This is a genomic window from Halochromatium salexigens (assembly GCF_016653295.1).
In the GTDB taxonomy this organism is placed as follows: Bacteria; Pseudomonadota; Gammaproteobacteria; order Chromatiales; family Chromatiaceae; genus Lamprobacter; species Lamprobacter salexigens.
The window spans coordinates 90,862-107,731 of sequence record NZ_NHSF01000056.1; the positions used below are offsets into that span (position 1 = coordinate 90,862).

General features: G+C 65.9%; 20 protein-coding genes. 14 read left to right on the forward strand and 6 right to left on the reverse strand.

What is annotated here, in order from left to right; genetic code table 11:
• Positions 1–23: 23 nt before the first annotated feature.
• From CCR82_RS09590 to CCR82_RS09655, 14 genes are all read left to right on the forward strand, one after another.
• Positions 24–368 carry a ribulose bisphosphate carboxylase small subunit gene (locus tag CCR82_RS09590; RefSeq protein ID WP_201245448.1) on the forward strand — a complete coding sequence of 115 codons (345 nt, stop codon included), beginning with the start codon at positions 24–26 and terminating at the stop codon, positions 366–368.
• 86 nt (positions 369–454) lie between these two features.
• Positions 455–3,025 (forward strand): CsoS2 family carboxysome shell protein, encoded by a 2,571-nt coding sequence (locus CCR82_RS09595; protein WP_242513380.1) that lies wholly within the window; start codon positions 455–457, stop codon positions 3,023–3,025.
• A gap of 319 nt (positions 3,026–3,344) precedes the next feature.
• On the forward strand, positions 3,345–4,796 hold the full coding sequence (locus CCR82_RS09600) for a carboxysome shell carbonic anhydrase (protein ID WP_242513381.1): 1,452 nt from the start codon (positions 3,345–3,347) through the stop codon (positions 4,794–4,796).
• A gap of 14 nt (positions 4,797–4,810) precedes the next feature.
• A complete protein-coding gene (gene csoS4, locus CCR82_RS09605; RefSeq protein ID WP_201245450.1) occupies positions 4,811–5,065 on the forward strand; it encodes an alpha-carboxysome shell vertex protein CsoS4 in 255 nt (84 codons plus the stop codon).
• 11 nt (positions 5,066–5,076) lie between these two features.
• Positions 5,077–5,391 (forward strand): carboxysome peptide B, encoded by a 315-nt coding sequence (locus CCR82_RS09610; RefSeq protein WP_201245452.1) that lies wholly within the window; start codon positions 5,077–5,079, stop codon positions 5,389–5,391.
• Positions 5,392–5,483: 92 nt separating this feature from the next.
• Complete coding sequence (gene csoS1, locus CCR82_RS09615; protein WP_201245454.1) at positions 5,484–5,807, forward strand: alpha-carboxysome major shell protein CsoS1; 324 nt, start codon at positions 5,484–5,486, stop codon at positions 5,805–5,807.
• 64 nt (positions 5,808–5,871) lie between these two features.
• Entirely contained in the window at positions 5,872–6,180 is a 309-nt protein-coding gene (csoS1, locus tag CCR82_RS09620) for an alpha-carboxysome major shell protein CsoS1 (RefSeq protein ID WP_276570559.1), read from the forward strand.
• Between the two features lie 149 nt (positions 6,181–6,329).
• Positions 6,330–6,635 (forward strand): alpha-carboxysome major shell protein CsoS1, encoded by a 306-nt coding sequence (gene csoS1, locus CCR82_RS09625; protein WP_276570560.1) that lies wholly within the window; start codon positions 6,330–6,332, stop codon positions 6,633–6,635.
• A gap of 87 nt (positions 6,636–6,722) precedes the next feature.
• The gene (locus tag CCR82_RS09630; protein ID WP_201245456.1) at positions 6,723–7,196 is read left to right on the forward strand and encodes a ferritin-like domain-containing protein; all 474 of its coding nucleotides are present in this window, start codon (positions 6,723–6,725) and stop codon (positions 7,194–7,196) included.
• Entirely contained in the window at positions 7,196–7,483 is a 288-nt protein-coding gene (locus CCR82_RS09635; protein WP_201245458.1) for a pterin-4-alpha-carbinolamine dehydratase, read from the forward strand. The genes CCR82_RS09630 and CCR82_RS09635 overlap by 1 nt, the downstream gene beginning before the upstream one ends.
• Positions 7,484–8,013: 530 nt before the next feature.
• Positions 8,014–9,060 carry a LysR family transcriptional regulator gene (locus CCR82_RS09640; RefSeq protein ID WP_207190968.1) on the forward strand — a complete coding sequence of 349 codons (1,047 nt, stop codon included), beginning with the start codon at positions 8,014–8,016 and terminating at the stop codon, positions 9,058–9,060.
• A 13-nt stretch (positions 9,061–9,073) separates the two neighbouring features.
• Positions 9,074–10,246, forward strand: a complete 1,173-nt coding sequence (locus CCR82_RS09645; RefSeq protein ID WP_201245459.1) for a 5-(carboxyamino)imidazole ribonucleotide synthase — start codon at positions 9,074–9,076, stop codon at positions 10,244–10,246.
• A gap of 5 nt (positions 10,247–10,251) precedes the next feature.
• Positions 10,252–10,791: a 5-(carboxyamino)imidazole ribonucleotide mutase gene (purE, locus tag CCR82_RS09650; protein ID WP_201245528.1), complete on the forward strand. Its 540-nt coding sequence runs from the start codon at positions 10,252–10,254 to the stop codon at positions 10,789–10,791.
• A 33-nt stretch (positions 10,792–10,824) separates the two neighbouring features.
• Entirely contained in the window at positions 10,825–11,862 is a 1,038-nt protein-coding gene (locus tag CCR82_RS09655) for a type IV pilus twitching motility protein PilT (protein ID WP_201245461.1), read from the forward strand.
• Positions 11,863–11,926: 64 nt separating this feature from the next.
• Here the strand turns inward: CCR82_RS09655 and CCR82_RS09660 are convergent, their stop codons facing one another.
• The 6 genes from CCR82_RS09660 to CCR82_RS09685 all read right to left on the reverse strand — a co-directional run bounded on the left by CCR82_RS09660 (position 11,927) and on the right by CCR82_RS09685 (position 16,803).
• On the reverse strand, positions 11,927–13,228 hold the full coding sequence (locus CCR82_RS09660; protein WP_201245463.1) for a dihydroorotase: 1,302 nt from the start codon (positions 13,226–13,228) through the stop codon (positions 11,927–11,929).
• A complete protein-coding gene (locus CCR82_RS09665; protein ID WP_201245465.1) occupies positions 13,221–14,267 on the reverse strand; it encodes an aspartate carbamoyltransferase catalytic subunit in 1,047 nt (348 codons plus the stop codon). The genes CCR82_RS09660 and CCR82_RS09665 overlap by 8 nt, the downstream gene beginning before the upstream one ends.
• Positions 14,267–14,836, reverse strand: coding sequence for a bifunctional pyr operon transcriptional regulator/uracil phosphoribosyltransferase PyrR (gene pyrR / locus CCR82_RS09670; RefSeq protein WP_201245467.1), 570 nt, complete (start codon positions 14,834–14,836; stop codon positions 14,267–14,269). The genes CCR82_RS09665 and pyrR overlap by 1 nt, the downstream gene beginning before the upstream one ends.
• Positions 14,837–14,838: 2 nt before the next feature.
• A complete protein-coding gene (gene ruvX, locus CCR82_RS09675) occupies positions 14,839–15,285 on the reverse strand; it encodes a Holliday junction resolvase RuvX (RefSeq protein WP_201245469.1) in 447 nt (148 codons plus the stop codon).
• 37 nt (positions 15,286–15,322) lie between these two features.
• Positions 15,323–15,886, reverse strand: a complete 564-nt coding sequence (locus CCR82_RS09680; RefSeq protein WP_201245470.1) for a YqgE/AlgH family protein — start codon at positions 15,884–15,886, stop codon at positions 15,323–15,325.
• Between the two features lie 83 nt (positions 15,887–15,969).
• Positions 15,970–16,803: an energy transducer TonB gene (locus CCR82_RS09685; RefSeq protein WP_242513382.1), complete on the reverse strand. Its 834-nt coding sequence runs from the start codon at positions 16,801–16,803 to the stop codon at positions 15,970–15,972.
• Between the last annotated feature and the right edge of the window lie 67 nt (positions 16,804–16,870).

Consider the following 16,870-nt stretch of genomic DNA (forward strand, 5'->3'; position numbering starts at 1 on the left):
CGCACCTACTAGGAGTATCCGCCATGTCCTTGCAAGCCACCATGGGCGACTACCAGACCAAGAAGACCCTCGAGACCTTCGGCTTCCTGCCGCCGCTGTCGCAACAGGAGATCTATGACCAGATCGCGTACATCATTGCTCAGGGCTGGACGCCCGCGATCGAGCATGTGCATCCGAGCGGCACCATGGATGACTACTGGACCATGTGGAAGCTGCCGTTCTTCGGTGAGCAGGAACTGGGCAATGTGGCGTCCGAGCTTGAGGCCTGCCACCGCTCTTATCCGGATCATCATGTTCGCCTGACTGGTTACGACAGTTATACGCAGAGCCAGGGCTCGTGTTTCGTGGTCTTTGAAGGCCGCGCTTGACGCTTGGGCCAAGCGCTGCCTCCGCTCGATCCGGTTACGGACGCTGAGTCCGCGACCGGCTCCTCGCCGGAAGTCTAGCGTCAACGATGTCGATCTTCGCCTTCTCGGTCTTTCAGCACTTGGCGGGTGCGACAGTCCGGCAAGCGATGCACTATCCCGAGCTGCCCGCTCGCCCGGCGACGACGGACAGCCAACCCGACAGCACCACGGAATTACCCATGGCAAGCAAAGCGAACCTGAGATCGAGTGGCCGCGAGGCGGCCCTGGCCCGCCGGCGTGCCCTGTCGTCCAAGGGCAAGCAGGGTTTGGTGCAGACGACGCCCGAGCGCAAGCGGGCACCGCGCACCGAACGTTCCGCGGAGCGCTCCAATCCCGAGCCTGTTTCGGCGCCGGCCAGCACCGCTCCAGCGCGGGCGCCCAGCTCTAGGCCTAGTCTTGATCTCTCGTCCACGGCGAGTTCGCGTCCGCGTCACGCGCTGCCGCAGAGCCCAGCGCAAGCAAGCCGTGAAATCGCGCGCCAACGCCGCGTAAAGCTCTCGCGTGACGGGCGCCGTGCCCAGCGCAACGGTGATCGAGTGCGTGATCCCCGGGCCGCTCATGACCGATCAAAACCCACGTCACCACCAAACAATGGCGCGGAATCGGCCACCGCCAAGCCAACGGCCCGGTCGGCGTCTCCTTCACTGTCGCTAAGCGCGCCCGCGGCGAACAATGGCCAAGCGAAGAACCGCAAGCAAAAGCTGAATCCAGCGCTCGCCATCAAGCCGGCCGGCCGTGCCGTAGCCCTTGCTCGGCGCGCCGCGCTTAGCGGACGCGGTAAGGGCGCGACGAATGTGCCAAAGTCGGCCGCCGGTATCGCCCGTCAGGCTAATCCCAAGCTGAGTTCTCGTGAGCTGGCACAGCGGGTTCGCGCCCAACGCAGCGCCAATGGCGGCGCCGGCGAACCCAAGTCACAGCCGACCGGCCGGATGCGTCCGACCCGGACCGGCGCGAGTGATCAGCCGTGGAAGGTCGGCGTGAGCGAGACGACCACGGGCCAGTTCGTCACTGGTACCCGCGTCGGTCGCAGTCAGAAGACCACCGGCGATGAGCCCAGTACCTGCCGAACGATTACTGGCACCGAGTACATGGGCGCGGACATCTTCCGTGAATTCTGTCAGACCGACCCCGCGCCGGCGCTCAATAAGTTCGGCGTGAGCGCCACCGGCTATGGCAACTTTGTCACCGGTAACGAGGTTGGACGCTCGCCTAGGGTCACCGGCGATGAACCGGGCACCTGTACGAGTGTGACTGGGACGCAATATCTATCGCCCGATCAGTATCAGAGCTACTGCAATACGCGTCCAGCGCCGGAACCGCGCGAGACCGGTGTCGATACGACCCTCACCGGGCAAGGGTTGTCCGGGACCATGGTCACTCGTTCCGCGAAGGTCACCGGCAATGAACTCGGCGCCAATGTGGTCCCGACTGGGACCCAGTACACCGCCGCCTCGGAGATCCCGACTGATCGCTCAGTGCCGCCGAAGGTTGGTACCTCGGTGACCCTTTCTGGCGGGACAGTCACGGGCACGCGGGTTGGGCGCGCCACGAGCATGACAGGCGACGAGCCGGGCACCTGCCGGTTGGTTACTGGTGATCAATATGCCGATCGCGCTCAGTACGAGGAGTTCTGTGAGATCAGTCCGCAGCCTGAGCCGCCCAAGGTCGGGATGTCGATGACCAACAAGGGACGTCGCGTCTCCGGCACCCAAACTGGTCGCTCGGGCAAGGTGACCGGTGACGAGCCGGGTACCTGTAAAGCGGTGACTGGTACCCCATACGCGGGCTTGGAGCAGGCCTCTGATTACTGTGCGCCCAATCAGCAGCATGAGATCAAGGCCCGCACCCGCATCATGTCGGCGACACCGGGGCCGAGTATGACCGGTATCCAACCGGGAATCGGCGGTGTCATGACGGGGGGCTCCAAAGGTGCCTGCGAGCCCTTGACCGGGACGCCCTATCTGGGGGCGGACCAGTTTGCGAGCGTCTGTGAAACTGATGTCAGCAATGCCGCCGAGCCTGGGCAGCCTGACTTCCCGCGGCCCATGAACCTAGGCGATGAGGCACCAACGCTAACACCAGCATCAGTACCTGGAGCAGCATCAGCACCGCCACCCGGACAGGGGTTTAGCGTCAGCTCGCCAGCGCGAGCGGCCTTTGACGACAGACGCCGTGGCAATGTGACCGGGACCAGCTATGAGTCGAATCGCCACATCACCGGACCGTTTGGGATGGGGACGGGCAAGATCACGGGCACCGAACAGTCTCGCTTTGACAGCCGGCGGTCCCGCCCGGATCTGCTGACTCCCGAGTCGGGCGCAGGTGAAACTGAGGCCTCGGGTGCCGCGGCAGCGCCCTCGCGTATCACAGGCGAGGGCCAATCGGCTGGTAAAAAGATCACCGGAGATGATTGGGATCGTGGCGAGCGTGTGACTGGCACCGAGGGCAGTTCGGCGCGGCGTCGCAATCCAACCCGGCCCGGTGTGATGAGTGCGATGCCGCCGGTTGAGGCCAAGCGTAACGAGGAGGTACCGCAGCCGACCAGCCAGGTGACTGGTAGCGCGGGCAGCACCGATCGTGGTGCCTTGATTACCTACTCTGGGGGTGCTCGCGGCTGAGCGAGCGCGCGTACGTACAGGCCTTAGCTAGCTAGAAACGTCCATAAGATCCATGCCTATCCGCCATCGACCACCACCGCGCTCGCGCAGCCTGGGCCGAAGCCCACGCAGCCTGTCGCCCGCGAACGCGGAGACGAGCAGTGCGCCGGCGATGGAGCCAAGCGAGGCTGCCGCGCCGCGTGGCCGGATGGAACGTCCGGCCAGCCTCGGGCGCGGGGCGACCCGGCCTACGCGTCCGCCTCGGCCGGCGCCGCCAGGACCGTCGAAACTGAAGGCACACCGGCCTGTGGCCGAGCGTGGCGCGCCTGAGCCCAAGCCGATGGGATTCGGGGCAGGGAGCCGAGACTCGAGCGCTGAGCGCGGACTACACCCGCTGACCGATGCCCAAGCCAATGCGCGACTGCATGATTACGAGTCCTCGGTGAAGCATGCATTCGATCATCTGGTGCCGGTTCTAAAACGGATCGCGAGCGAGCGTTGCGAACCGGATTTCGTGACGCGGGCACAGTCGATCGCGCGCGCTGAGTTCGGCTTCGACCTGCCCACCCAGATCCTCGAGGACAGTTGGATCAATGGACTCGACATGCGGCGCCTGTTCGCGGCTTGCGTGTTCGAGACCTATCACCGGGTTAGCGATGCGTTCTTCACCGCTGATCCGCTCGGCGGGCGCGACGGCGAGGCCTTTGAACAATTTCTGCTCGATTGCGGCTTCCACTTGATGGACGTGACGCCCTGCGCGGACGGTCGCCTGGCACATGCGATCAGTTATGTCCTGCGCCTGCCCTATGGGCGCGTGCGCCGTAAATCTTATGCCGGGTCCTTGTTTGACATCGAGAACACAGTCGAGAAATGGGTTGAAACGGAACTCTCGCGCTTCCGCGAAGGGCGTCCGAACAGCGCCGATGAACCGACACGCTACCTGAAGGTGGTGATGTATCACGGCAGCTCGGTCGATCCCGCGCATCAGGGCTGCGCCGCGCACGGCTCCGATGATGCCGCCGCCGCCAGCGCCGGGCTCGAGCGGCTCAAGGCGTTTCGCCAGGCGATCGAGAACAGTTTCTGCTGCGGGGCCTCGGTCGACCTGCTGCTGGTCGGGCTGGACACCGATACGGACGCGATCCGCGTGCATGTGCCGGATGCCGAGGGCTACTGCGACCTCGCGCATTGGCTCGATGCCGCCAAGGTCTACGAGATCACCCGTGGGCTGTCACCCGAGCAGGCGCGCGTGCGCATTGCCGAGTTGGTGCGGGCGCATGCGCCGGGGAAAGCGGCCGGCGAGGCGCTGAGCGACGGCATGGTGCGTCTGATCACCGGCCTGATCGAGAACAATCTCTCGCAGATCGATTACGTGCGCCAGTATCACGCCGGTGGCTACGCCGATATCGGCCATGCCGAGCGCTTCATCGGCGCCGGCATCGGCTTCGAGGAGATCCAGCTGCGTAATCTGACCTATTTCGCCTATCTGAGCACGGTCGAGGAAGGCGCGGCCGATCTCGATGTGGGCATCAAGATCTTTACCGGGCTGAATGTCAATCGCGGCTTGCCGGTGCCGGTCATCGTCCGCCACGACTATCACGGCGGCGTGCCGGGCGCGCGCGAGCGCGCCATCGCGCATTGCGAGCGAATCGCCGCCGCCTTGAAGGCCCGTTATCCGCAGCTCTGCGCCGAGGGCATGCTGCACTGCCTGCGCGCGGTGCGCGATTGCGATCAGGCGGCGCCGATCGAGATCGTTGGCTCGTCGTTACAGCCAGCGGCAGCCGCCGCGCACTGAGGCCCAGGTCGCTCATGAAGATTTGCAAGGTTCTCAAGCCCCTGGTCTCGACCAACCGCATTCCGGGGTTCGAGCACAAGCATCTGCAGGTGGTGCAGGACGGCAGCGCCCAACTGGTCGCGGTCGATGCGGTCGGTTCGATCCCCGGCGACTGGGTCATCTGCGTGGGCAGTTCCGCCGCGCGCGAGGCCGCTGGCAGTAAGGAATATCCGAGCGATCTGACCATCGTCGGCATCATCGACGACTGGGACCCGGACGCGGAGCGTTGAGGCGGGCCGGCATGGAGATCAATCAAGTGGTCGGCACCCTGTACTGCACCGAACGGATCGACGGCCTGCGCCATTGCAGCCTGCAGATCCTCAAGGATCGCAAGGGCAAGCTCGCGGTGGCGACCGATCCGGTCGGCGTGCGGCCCGGAAACTGGGTGTTCACCGTCAGTGGCTCGGCCGGACGCTACGCGATGGGCGATGCAAAGATCATGACCGATCTCACCATCGGCGGGATTATCGATGCCTGGCAGCCCGAGGATGTGGCCAAGCCAGAGCCTGGTGACAGTGATGGGATGCTCGAGCAACACCGCGATCAGGCCGCCTAGGCTGGCGAATGGCCCAGAGACGAATGGCCCAGAGTGGATCAACCCCAACCGCGATCGAAGCGGCATCAAAGTCTTTAACGGAGACGACAGAAATGGCAGGCGAAAGATTTGGCATTGCGCTCGGCATGATCGAGACCCGTGGTCTGGTGCCGGCGATCGAGGCCGCGGATGCGATGGCCAAGGCGGCTGAGGTCAGGCTCATCGGCCGCGAGTTCGTCGGCGGCGGCTATGTCACCGTGCTGGTGCGCGGCGAGACCGGCGCCGTCAATGCCGCCGTGCGCGCCGGTGCCGATGCTTGCGAGCGGGTCGGCGATGGCCTGGTGGCCGCGCACATCATCGCGCGTCCACACCGCGAAGTGGAACCGGTGCTCGAGCAGGCCGGCGAGGGATTCAAGCCCGGTGAGCCCGGTCGCTGAGTCCACGGGCGTTGACGATCGAGACCAACCTAATCAAAGACAGTAGACAGACGGAGAAAGAACGATGGCGAACGAGACCATGGGTATTGCGCTTGGCATGATCGAGACGCGTGGACTGGTGCCGGCAATCGAAGCGGCCGATGCGATGACGAAGGCCGCCGAGGTGCGGATGATCGGTCGCGAGTTCGTCGGTGGCGGTTATGTCACCGTGCTGGTGCGCGGCGAGACCGGCGCCGTGAACGCCGCCGTGCGCGCCGGTGCCGACGCCTGCGAGCGCGTCGGCGACGGTCTGGTGGCCGCGCACATCATCGCCCGCCCGCACCGCGAGGTCGAGCCGGTGCTGCCGACCGGCAGTGGCAACAGCGCGGACTGATCGGGCGCGGCCCGGCCGCAGCATCCAAGCGAGCCGCCGCGCGCTGGGCTGGGCAGTTCCAGCCCTCGTCGCGGTCGGCCTCGAGCCTCATTGACACGACCGCGAAGCGGGTCCCCTAGGCCCGGCGCGTCAACCCTGGGAGAAGTTCGATGGCACATGAAACGATGGGCATTGCCCTCGGAATGATCGAGACGCGCGGCCTGGTGCCGGCAATCGAAGCCGCCGATGCGATGACGAAGGCCGCCGAGGTGCGGATGATCGGCCGCGAGTTCGTCGGCGGTGGCTATGTCACCGTGCTGGTGCGCGGCGAAACCGGCGCCGTGAACGCCGCCGTGCGCGCCGGTGCCGATGCCTGCGAGCGCGTCGGCGACGGCCTGGTGGCCGCGCACATCATCGCCCGCCCGCACCGCGAGGTCGAGCAGGTGCTGCCGAGCGGCAACAGCTCGGCGGACTGAGAGGGCGCGAAACAGGGGCGAACAGGGGCCTGATCGGCCAAGCCTGCTCGGCGAATCAGCATCGACGGACTGGGGTCCACGCAGCGCATGCGTCACGCAACCGTACATCCACGCACACTGGGCTATCTGGGCCGTGCCCTGAGTCTCGAATACTCAGCCGTGCAGCAGTACATGACGCAAGCCGCACTGGCCGAGGCCTGGGGCTTGAAGGACGCGGCTGATCGGTTCCGCCGCGAGACCGTGGAGGAGATGCAGCACGCCGAACGCCTGGTCAAGCGCATGCTCGGCCTTGGCGTCTCGCCGAATGCGTCGCAGATGCGCCCGGCGGGTGTGGCCCGGAACCTGATCGATCTGCTGCGCCAGGACGCCGTGCTCGAGGCCGAGATCGTCGCCCTCTACGACGAGGCGACGCGCTTTTGTCGGCGCATTGGCGATCACGAGAATGGCGAGTTCTTCAATGGCCTGCTCCAGGATGAGCTGCATCACGCCGCCGAGATCGAGACCTGGCTCGAGGCTCTCGGGGTGCCCCGGCATCAGCCAAATGAACGGGCCTATTTCTGATGGCTAGATCCACGGCCGACACCGGCGGTCATCCCTGGCGCGAGCGCGCGCGCCCGCTGAGGTTGGAGCGCCGGATTGAATTCGACGGTTATGAGCCTTTGCGAGAGTACCTTGATCAGGTTGCAGCGCTTTCTGAAGCAACCCAGATCTTTCCGAACTTGAGCTTTGGCCGCACCTATGTGAACTTAACCCTCTTTGCCGAAGAAGGGGCGGAGCAGGTCGGTGAGGCGTTGCATGCCTTCGCGCGCCAGGCCGATGCGCTTCTCGACACCGCCGAGGGCTCCTAAGAGCGCAGCCCATAGGGCGGTCTATCGATGCCCAGCGCGTTGCACTTCGCAGACTGCTTGGAGAATGGATAATGAGCGAAGAGAACACCCAATCCGGGTCGACCGAGACGTCCGCGTCTCCCTCGAACTCGGCGACAACGACGCGTAAGAAAGCGCCGGCTAAGGCCGCTGCACCGGCCCGCAAGAGCCGTCAAAAACGAACGGTGCATTCCCACTCGAAGGCGTTTGGCGCTGCGGCGCTCGCGAGCGAGTCACGCGCGCTGAATCCCTCCGTCGATGATCCCTTTCAAGGCGGTCACCGGGTCTGGCCAGATTGATCCTACCGCGCCGAGACCGTTCGGTCCGGCACCGGTGCTGCATCCAGGCTGGTTCGCGAGCGCAGTTCCTGCACGCGCTTCAACCCGCTCGACCAAGTCCCGCGATGAGCCAACAGGCTGATCCTGGCATAGAGCCTGTCGAGCCGAGGACGTGGTCGCATGGCCGGACGTAAACCCAAGGGCGCACCTGCTGGAAGCAGTCGTCACAGCGCGATGCCCAAATCGATCACTCCCGCCGCCGCTGAGGTGCGCACGAGCACCGGCGGTAACGGCACGGATTATCTGATCCGCCATACCACCCTGCGCCAACTGCAACTGCTCGAGGCCATCGTGCGGCTGGGCAGTTTCACCCGCGCGGCCGAGGAACTCTTCCTCACCCAGCCGACGGTCTCGATGCAGATCAAGAAGCTCTCCGAGGCCATCGGCACGCCACTGTTTCGCCATGTCGGGCGCACCATCGAGCCGACCGACGCCGGCCGTGAGGTGCATGCGGCCTGTCGCGATATCCTCGGTACGCTGTCGAACCTCGAGATCAAGCTCGCCGATCTGAAGGGGCTGAAACGCGGCCGCTTGCGGCTCGGGGTGCTGACCACGGCCAAGTACGTCGCCCCCGAGATCCTCGGCGCCTTCTGCCAGGTCTATCCGGGCATCGATGTCTCGCTCAAGGTCACCAACCGCGAGCACATCCTCGAGCGGCTGCTCGGGCATGACGATGATCTCTATGTGATGGGCCAACCGCGCGAGCTCAATGATCAGATTCAGACCATCCCGTTTGCGCCGAATCCACTCGTCATGGTCGCCAGCGTCGATCATCCGCTGGCCGGGCAACGCGCGATCCCACTCAGCGCCCTGGCCGAGGAGAATTTCATCCTGCGCGAGTCGGGCTCCGGCATTCGGGACGCGGTGCTCGCGCACTTTGCCGCCGGCGGACTCGTGCCACGGGTGCGCATGCAGCTCGGCAGCAATGAGGCCATCAAGCGCGCCATCGTCGGTGGTCTGGGCATCGCCGCCCTGTCCCTGCACTCGCTCACCCTCGAGAGCGCCGGCGGGCGCCTGGCGTTGCTCGATGTCGAGGGCTTTCCGATCATCCGCCGCTGGCACCTGGTCTATTCCCGGGCGCGCGAGCTGTCGCTGATCGCGCGCACCTTTCTCGATTTTGCCATCGACTACGAGCCCGAGATTCGGGCACGCTTGGCCGAGGCCGAGACCAATTTCGCCCATGTGCGCGACAGCCTGATCGCGCCATCGCGCCACGCCTAAATAGCCTCTAGCCATGTCCAAGCAGCATCGGTCACCGGACCAGTATCCCTATCCCGTGTTTCGTATCGGCATCATTGGCGGCGGCCAGCTCGGGCGCATGCTGGTCAAGGCCGCCCGGCGCATCGGCTGTACCTGCGTCGTGCTCGATCCCACCCCGGAGTCGCCGGCCGGTCAGGTCTCGGGACGTCAGATCCTGGCCGATTCGCATGATCCGGACGCCTTGCAGCAGCTCGCCGACCAAGTCGATGTGATCACCTTCGATATCGAAGACATCGATGTCGCCATCCTGAGCACGATCGCGCAGCGCGGGCACCGCATCTTGCCGCCGACGGCCCTGCTCGCCGAGATCCAGGACAAGCTGCGCCAGAAGCAGCTGCTGCTCAGGCTCGGCATCCCGAGCGCCGAGTTCGTCGCCGCCGAACAGCCGGATGTGGACAGCTTCGCGCGCTTCGGTTATCCGCTGGTGCAGAAGGCCCGGCGCGGCGGCTACGATGGTCGCGGCGTGGTGGTGATGCGCTCGGCGGCTGATTTTGACCAAGCGCTGCCGGTGCCCTCGTTGATCGAGCGGTTCATCCCGGCGGCCAAGGAGCTGGCGGTGATCGTGGTGCGCGGCCAGGAGGGCGAGGTACGCAGCTATGATCCGGTGGAGATGTGCTTCCGCTCCGGCGAGAATATCCTCGATATGCTGCTCGCCCCGGCACGGCTCCCAGCCGCGACCGCTGCGGCGGCCTGCCGCCTGGCCATCGAGACGGTGACCGCGCTGGAGGGGGTCGGCATCTTCGGCGTCGAGCTGTTCCTCACCCAGGACGGCGAGCTGCTGGTCAACGAGGTGGCGCCACGCACGCACAATTCCGGCCATTACACCATCGAGGCCTGCATCACCGATCAGTTCGAGCAGCATCTGCGCGCGATCACCGGACTGCCGCTCGGAGTGACCGATCAGCTGATGCCGGCGGCGATGATCAACCTGCTCGGCGCGCCGGGCGAGTCGGGGCCACCGGTGATCCGCGGTTTGCGCGCGGCGCTCGCGATCCCCGGCGTCTCGGTGCATCTCTATGGCAAGGCCGAGACCCGGCCGTTTCGCAAGATGGGCCATGTCACGGTCCTGGATGCGGATATCGAACGTGCGCGCGAAAAGGCCGAGCAGGTGCGTTCCCTGATCGAGATCGGAGGTGAGCAAGACTGATGAGCATGCATCAAGACACACCCTTGGTCGGCGTCATCATGGGCAGTGATTCGGACCTGCCGGTGATGCAGGCCGCCGCCGAGATCCTCGACGAATTGCGGGTTGCGCACGAACTCAGCATCGTCTCGGCCCATCGCACCCCGAAGCGGCTGTTCACCTATGCCGAGCAGGCCGCCGAACGTGGTCTGCGGGTGATCATCGCCGGTGCCGGCGGCGCGGCGCATCTGCCTGGCATGATCGCGGCGATCACGCCGCTGCCGGTGATCGGCGTGCCGGTCAAGTCAGCGGCGCTCTCGGGGCAGGATTCGCTGCTCTCGATCGTGCAGATGCCGGCCGGGGTGCCGGTGGCGACCGTCGCCATCGACGGCGCCAAGAACGCCGGACTGTTGGCGGCGCAGATCCTGGGGACCGCCGATCTCGAGCTGCGCCAGCGGGTTCAGCACTACAAGGAGCGCCTCGAGGCGCAGGTGCTGACCAAGGCGCAACGGGTCGAGGCGGGCGAGATCACCGCCGACACCGTGCGCGCCGCGCGCGGCGTGGGCTGAGGCCCGGGCTGTAACGCTGCTGAGGGGCCTCTCATGGAGATCGCCGAGCTACTCGCCTTCGGGGTCCAGAACAACGCCTCGGATCTGCACCTCTCGGCCGGCCGGCCGCCGACGATCCGGGTCGATGGCGACCTGCGTCGGCTCAACGCATCCGCGCTCGAGCATCGCGCCGTGCAGGCGCTGATTGACGCGGTCATGAACGACCAACAGCGCAAGGATTACGAGGCGTTCCTCGAGACCGATTTCTCATTCGAGCTGCCCGGTGTGGCGCGCTTTCGCGTCAATGCCTATCACCAGACGCGGGGCGCGGCGGCGGTCTTTCGCACCATCCCGTCCAAGGTGCTGACGCTCGATGAGCTGCAGGCCCCGGAGGTCTTCAGGCACATCGTTGCTGTGCCGCGCGGCCTGGTGCTAGTGACCGGGCCGACCGGCTCGGGGAAATCGACCACGCTCGCGGCGATGGTCGATGATGTCAACGCCAAGGAATACGGGCACATCCTCACCATCGAGGACCCGATCGAGTTCGTCCACGTCGGCAAACGCTGCCTGATCAACCAGCGCGAGGTGCACCGCGACACCCTCGGCTTCAGCGAGGCGCTGCGCTCGGCCCTGCGGCAAGACCCGGACATCATCCTGGTCGGCGAGTTGCGCGATCTCGAGACCATTCGGCTCGCGCTGACCGCCGCCGAAACCGGCCATCTGGTGTTCGCCACCCTGCATACCAGCTCGGCGGCCAAGACCATCAACCGCATCGTCGATGTCTTTCCGGCCGCCGAGAAGCCCATGGTGCGCTCGATGCTCTCGGAATCCCTGCGCGCGGTGATCGCGCAGACGCTGCTCAAGAAGACCGGCGGCGGTCGCATCGCCGCCCACGAGATCATGCTCGCCACCCCGGCGATCCGCAATCTGATCCGCGAGGACAAGATCGCGCAGATGTACTCCTCGATCCAGACCGGTCAGGCGAACGGCATGCAGACCCTGGATCAGAACCTGACCGAGCTGCTCAAGCGCGGGCTGATCGCGAAGTCGGATGCGCGGAGCAAGGCGCAGAATAAGGAGACGTTTCAGTAGGTGCGAACGGCGGCGGCGAAGGAGAATTGGTAGCGGTCGCTGTCCATGAGTGCTGTATTCGGCTTCAGGCGCAGTTGCGCTCGTAGACAAGGCGGCCATTGCTCAGCGTGTAACGCACGCGGCCGTGCATCTCGCGGCCGAAGAACGGCGTGTTCTGACCTTGGCTGAGCCAGTGCTCGGGGGTGGGTCGCCAGCGCTCGTTGGGAGCGAAGAGGCAGAGGTCGGCGCGGGCGCGGGTGCCGACGTCGATGCGTCCTAGCGTCGTGCGGCTCAGAATCGCTGCGGGGTTGCAGGTGACTCGTGCTAGAGCGCTGCTGAGGTCCATCACGCCATCGGCGACCAGCTCGAGCACCAGCGAGAGCAGGGTCTCGAGCGCTGAAATACCGGGGCGAGTCTGCGGGAAGGGGGCGAGCTTGGCGTCGGGCTCGTGCGGCCGATGGTCGGAGCAGATCGCCGAGATCGCACCGCTGGCAACTGCGGTACGCAGGGCGTCGCGATCCCGTTGGGTGCGCAGCGGCGGGATCACATGGGCGTTGGCGTTGAAGCCGTAGAGGTCGTCTTCGGTCAGGAACAGTTGATGGGCGCTGACATCGGCGCTGGCGGCAATGCCCCGGTTGCGCGCCTCGGCCAGCATCTCGGTCGCGCGCGCGGTGGAGAGGCCACGAAAATGCACCCGCGCGCCGGTCTGTTCGGCCAGCGCTAGATCGCGCGCAACGGCCACGGTCTCGGCGGCTTCGGGGATACCGGGCAGCCCAAGCTGGGTGCTGACGCGGCCTTCGTGCACCAGACCGCCCTCGCTGAGGTCGTCATCGGCGGGGTGGAGAAAGCTGGTGAGGCCAAAGGTTGCCGCGTATTCGAGGGCGCGGCGCTGGACGCGGGTATTGCGGATGGGGCGGTTGGCGTTGCCCAACGCCGGACAGCCGGCCTCTTTTAGTGCGGCCATCTCGCTGATCTGTTGCCCCGCGAGTTCCTTGGTCAGGGCGCCGACCGGTAAGACGCGCGCTTGGCCGCGGGTCTTGGCGCGGCGTCGGATCAGCTGGGCAACGGCTGGCGTATCGATCACCGGCGTGGTATCCGGTGGGCAGCAGAGGGTGGTGATGCCGCCGGCTACCGCCGCCCGTGTCTCGCTCTCGATGGTGCCCTTGTGCTCGAGGCCGGGCTCGCGGAGTCGCGCGCAGAGATCGACGAGTCCCGGACAGACGACCAGGCCGGTGGCATTGATCAGGCGCTGCGGTTCGAACCCCAAGGGCGCGGGGCCGAGGGCGACGATACGCCCGCCGATGAGATGCAGATCGGTGATCTGGTCAAGGCCCGTAACGGGGTCTAGCACGCGCCCGTTTGCGATGGTCAGTTGATGCTCAGCCATGCGTGAGGGCTCCATCCTGCTCGCTTTCGGTCGCTGTCTCGACCGCTTCGGTGCCGCGGGCGGCGTTGGCGAGCGCGAGGTTTTGGGTGCCGATGCACATCGACATCACCGCCATGCGCACCGCTAGCCCGTTGCTGACCTGCTCGAGGATCACCGAGCGCGGTCCATCGGCGATGCCGGAATCCATCTCAACACCGCGGTTGATCGGCCCCGGGTGCATGACGATCGCATCCGGCTTGGCCTGCTCGATGCGCTGTTCGGTAAGCCCGAACAGGTGGAAGTATTCATGCTCGCTGGGCAGGAAGGCACCGTTCATACGCTCGTGCTGGAGCCGGAGCAGGATGATCACGTCGGCGTCGCGGACCCCGCTGGCGAGATCGGCGAAGACACGCACCCCCAGCGCGGCCTCGGCCTCGGCCGGGATCAGGGTGCGCGGCGCGACCACGCGCACCTCGGCTGCACCCAAGGTGCGCAGTGCGCCGATCTGCGAGCGCGCGACCCTTGAGTGCAGCACATCGCCGACGATCACGGCGGTCAACGGCTCGAAGGCGCCCTTGTGGCGGCGGATGGTGAACATATCGAGCATGCCCTGGGTCGGATGTGCATAGCTGCCGTCGCCGGCGTTGATGACGCTGACGAAGGGGGCGGCATGCTCGGCGATGAACTGCGCGGCGCCGCTGTCGGCGTGGCGCACGACGAACATATCGACGTTCATCGCCTCGAGGTTGCGCAGGGTATCGAGCAGCGTCTCGCCCTTGGCGGTGGCCGAGGTGCTGATGTTGACATTGAGCACATCGGCTGAGAGCCGCTTGGCCGCGAGTTCGAAGGTGGTGCGGGTGCGGGTGCTGTTCTCGAAGAAGACGTTGGCGATGATCTTGCCCCGGCACAGCGGAACCTTTTTCACCGCTTGCCGGGCAACGCCGAGAAAGCCCTCGGCGCGATCGAGGATCTCGGTGAGCACGGCGCGGTCGAGCCCATCGGTGGTCAAAAAGTGCTTGAGTCGGCCCTCGTCATCGAGCTGAAGCAGACGGGGGTCCATCACTGGGCTCCGTTCGGATCACCGCTCGCCGGCTGCTGCGCCCTGGGCTCGACCCGGCCGCGCCTCAGGGTCAGCGGATCGGGGCCGGTCAGCTTGATCTGCTCACCGGGCTCGAGTTCGGCGTCGAGGCCGACGACATCCGGCTCGATGGGCAATTCGCGCCCGTCGCGACCGGCCAGTATGGCCAGCACCACCGAGGCCGGGCGCCCGTAGTCGAACAAGACATTGAGCGCGGCACGGATGGTACGCCCGGTCTGGAGCACATCGTCGACCAACACGATATGGCGATCGTCGACCGGAACGGGGAGATCCGACGGGCGCACCTGCGGATGGGTGCCGATGCGGGTGAAGTCATCGCGATAGAACGAGATGTCGAGCTGGCCCATGGGCTCTTGTAGCCCAAGGCGTCGGTGCAGGCGCTCGGCGACCCAGACGCCGCCGCTGTGGATGCCGACCATCAACGGCCGGTCGATGGCGCGCGCGGCCAAGAGCGCGCCGAGCTGATCGGCCATCTGGCCAATGGCGGCTTCGACCTCGTCGGCGGACTGCCAGGTGTGCATCGTCGTCATGGTCAGGGGGCTCCTCGAGATGGGCTGGATGCTGATGGAGCGCGACACCGAGCGTCGGTGAGCCAGGTCTCGAGGATCAACTTCGCCGCATGGGCATCGATCCGATCGTCCCGTGCAGACCGATCAAGCTCGAGGTCGTGTCGCGCCGCGTGGCTGGTCAAGCGCTCATCGACCAGATGGACGCTGAGGCCGAAGCGGCCCTGGAGTTGGCGCGCGAAGCGGTGGACGCGTTCGCTCCACGCCTCCTCGCTGTCGTCCATATTGAAGGGCAGTCCGACCACGGCGGCTTGCGGTTGCCACTCGCGGATGATCGCCTCGAGCCGCTTCCAATCGGGACGCTGTCCCTGGGCGCGCACGGTTTCCAGCGCCGTGGCCGTGCCGGTCACTGTTTGGCCGATCGCCACGCCGATCTTGCGCGGGCCGAAGTCGAAGCCGAGTAGGGTCGCCAAGGGCTTGTCGAGGCTGCCGTCTCGGGCGCCGGATCGCTCAGGCGTGCCCAGCGTCGCCGCTGAGTAGATTGAGATCGACGCCGAGCAGTTGCGCGGCCGATTGCCAGCGCTGGGCCGAGGGCGTGCTGAAGAGGACCCGACCATTGGCCGGGCCACTGAGCCAGGCGTTGTTGATCATCTCTTGTTCGAGCTGGCCACTGGACCAGCCGGCATAGCCGAGCGCCACCAGCCGATTCGCCGGGCCCTGGCCCTTGGCGATGGCTTCGAGCACGTCGCGCGAGGTGGTCACCTGGATATCCTCGGCCACCCGAAGCGTGGAGTCGAAGTTGAAGCGACCGTCGTGGATCACGAAGCCGCGGTCGGTCTGTACCGGACCGCCGAGATAGACCGGGGCGTTGCTGACGTTGCTGGCCTCGGGGTCGATATCGAGTTGAGCCAAGACTTCGCCGAGCTGGATCTCCATGGGGCGATTGATGACGATGCCCATCGCGCCCTCCTCGGAATGCTCGCAGACATAGGTCACCGTGCGCGAGAAGTTGGGGTCTTGCAGACCCGGCATCGCGATCAGGAAATGGTTGGTCAACGACGTTGATATAGTCATGGCGATAGTATCCAGCCGGCTCGCGCGTCTGGCAAGCCGTTAGCGGCCGTGGATGCGTCCTGTTGCCTGTTTATGGTGCCGATTCAGCGCCCCCACCCGAGCCGGTGATTGCGTTGGAATTGCCAGGGAACAGTGATGTCGAGCACGTCGGTGTCGCGTTTGATGCCGGGTGGAAAGGGCGCGAACGGCGCGGCGAGTTCGACGATGCGCACCGCCGCTTGATCCAGAACATCGTGCCCCGAGGAGCGAACCACGCGAATACCCTCGAGGGTACCATCGGAGCGGACCGCGACGTGCAGGGTGAGGTTGCCATAGAGGCCGAGTTCCCGAGCCTCGCGTGGATAATTGAGGTTGCCGATGCGCTCGGCCTTGCGTTGCCAGGCTTCCAGGTAGTTGGCGTAGAGGTAGTCGCGTGTCGCGGTGCTGATGGCCTTGCGCCGCAAATGGCTATCGTGAGTCGTGCGCTGTCCCTCGGTCCTGGTGGCGAGGCTGGCCATCTCGGCGGTGCGACTCGCGAAGATATCGGCCGCCGAGATCGACCGCTGTTCGGGACCATCATCGATCGCTTCGGCCTCGAGCAGGGATGCCGCGTCGCTGGGGTGTATGCTCTCCACATCGACGTCCGCGGCTATTGCGCGTAACGCTGGCGCCGCTGCTGGAATCACTGGCGGCGGCGGTGCGGTGGTGTTCGCCGCCTCCGTCGTCTGCGTCATCTCGATCGATGTTTGCGGTGGTGGGATTTGCGAGAGTCGCTCGAATGCAGCAACAGCCGGTGTCGGGGACTCGAGTCCGGGCTGGGTGATGACTCGCAACGTCAGGGCTCGCGTCGGGCGTGGCCTGCGCTGAGGCTCGGCAAATTCGAGACCGGCGATCAAGAGCGCATGGGCGATGAGTGCAATCGCCACTGCGATCGGCATCACCCAATCAGCGGTTCCATGTCGGTCATGCCCATCATGCCCGCCGGGAGGCGAGCTGAACGGTCCG

What these genes read in the sequence shown, in the direction of transcription:
- CCR82_RS09590 (WP_201245448.1), top strand. Translation starts at nt 24, where the DNA reads ATGTCCTTGCAAGCCACCATGGGCGACTACCAGACCAAGAAGACCCTC.
- CCR82_RS09595 (WP_242513380.1), top strand. Translation starts at nt 455, where the DNA reads ATGTCGATCTTCGCCTTCTCGGTCTTTCAGCACTTGGCGGGTGCGACA.
- CCR82_RS09600 (WP_242513381.1), top strand. Translation starts at nt 3,345, where the DNA reads ATGGGATTCGGGGCAGGGAGCCGAGACTCGAGCGCTGAGCGCGGACTA.
- csoS4 (WP_201245450.1), top strand. Translation starts at nt 4,811, where the DNA reads ATGAAGATTTGCAAGGTTCTCAAGCCCCTGGTCTCGACCAACCGCATT.
- CCR82_RS09610 (WP_201245452.1), top strand. Translation starts at nt 5,077, where the DNA reads ATGGAGATCAATCAAGTGGTCGGCACCCTGTACTGCACCGAACGGATC.
- csoS1 (WP_201245454.1), top strand. Translation starts at nt 5,484, where the DNA reads ATGGCAGGCGAAAGATTTGGCATTGCGCTCGGCATGATCGAGACCCGT.
- csoS1 (WP_276570559.1), top strand. Translation starts at nt 5,872, where the DNA reads ATGGCGAACGAGACCATGGGTATTGCGCTTGGCATGATCGAGACGCGT.
- csoS1 (WP_276570560.1), top strand. Translation starts at nt 6,330, where the DNA reads ATGGCACATGAAACGATGGGCATTGCCCTCGGAATGATCGAGACGCGC.
- CCR82_RS09630 (WP_201245456.1), top strand. Translation starts at nt 6,723, where the DNA reads ATGCGTCACGCAACCGTACATCCACGCACACTGGGCTATCTGGGCCGT.
- CCR82_RS09635 (WP_201245458.1), top strand. Translation starts at nt 7,196, where the DNA reads ATGGCTAGATCCACGGCCGACACCGGCGGTCATCCCTGGCGCGAGCGC.
- CCR82_RS09640 (WP_207190968.1), top strand. Translation starts at nt 8,014, where the DNA reads ATGCCCAAATCGATCACTCCCGCCGCCGCTGAGGTGCGCACGAGCACC.
- CCR82_RS09645 (WP_201245459.1), top strand. Translation starts at nt 9,074, where the DNA reads ATGTCCAAGCAGCATCGGTCACCGGACCAGTATCCCTATCCCGTGTTT.
- purE (WP_201245528.1), top strand. Translation starts at nt 10,252, where the DNA reads ATGCATCAAGACACACCCTTGGTCGGCGTCATCATGGGCAGTGATTCG.
- CCR82_RS09655 (WP_201245461.1), top strand. Translation starts at nt 10,825, where the DNA reads ATGGAGATCGCCGAGCTACTCGCCTTCGGGGTCCAGAACAACGCCTCG.
- CCR82_RS09660 (WP_201245463.1), bottom strand. Translation starts at nt 13,228, where the DNA reads ATGGCTGAGCATCAACTGACCATCGCAAACGGGCGCGTGCTAGACCCC.
- CCR82_RS09665 (WP_201245465.1), bottom strand. Translation starts at nt 14,267, where the DNA reads ATGGACCCCCGTCTGCTTCAGCTCGATGACGAGGGCCGACTCAAGCAC.
- pyrR (WP_201245467.1), bottom strand. Translation starts at nt 14,836, where the DNA reads ATGACGACGATGCACACCTGGCAGTCCGCCGACGAGGTCGAAGCCGCC.
- CCR82_RS09680 (WP_201245470.1), bottom strand. Translation starts at nt 15,886, where the DNA reads ATGACTATATCAACGTCGTTGACCAACCATTTCCTGATCGCGATGCCG.
- CCR82_RS09685 (WP_242513382.1), bottom strand. Translation starts at nt 16,803, where the DNA reads ATGCCGATCGCAGTGGCGATTGCACTCATCGCCCATGCGCTCTTGATC.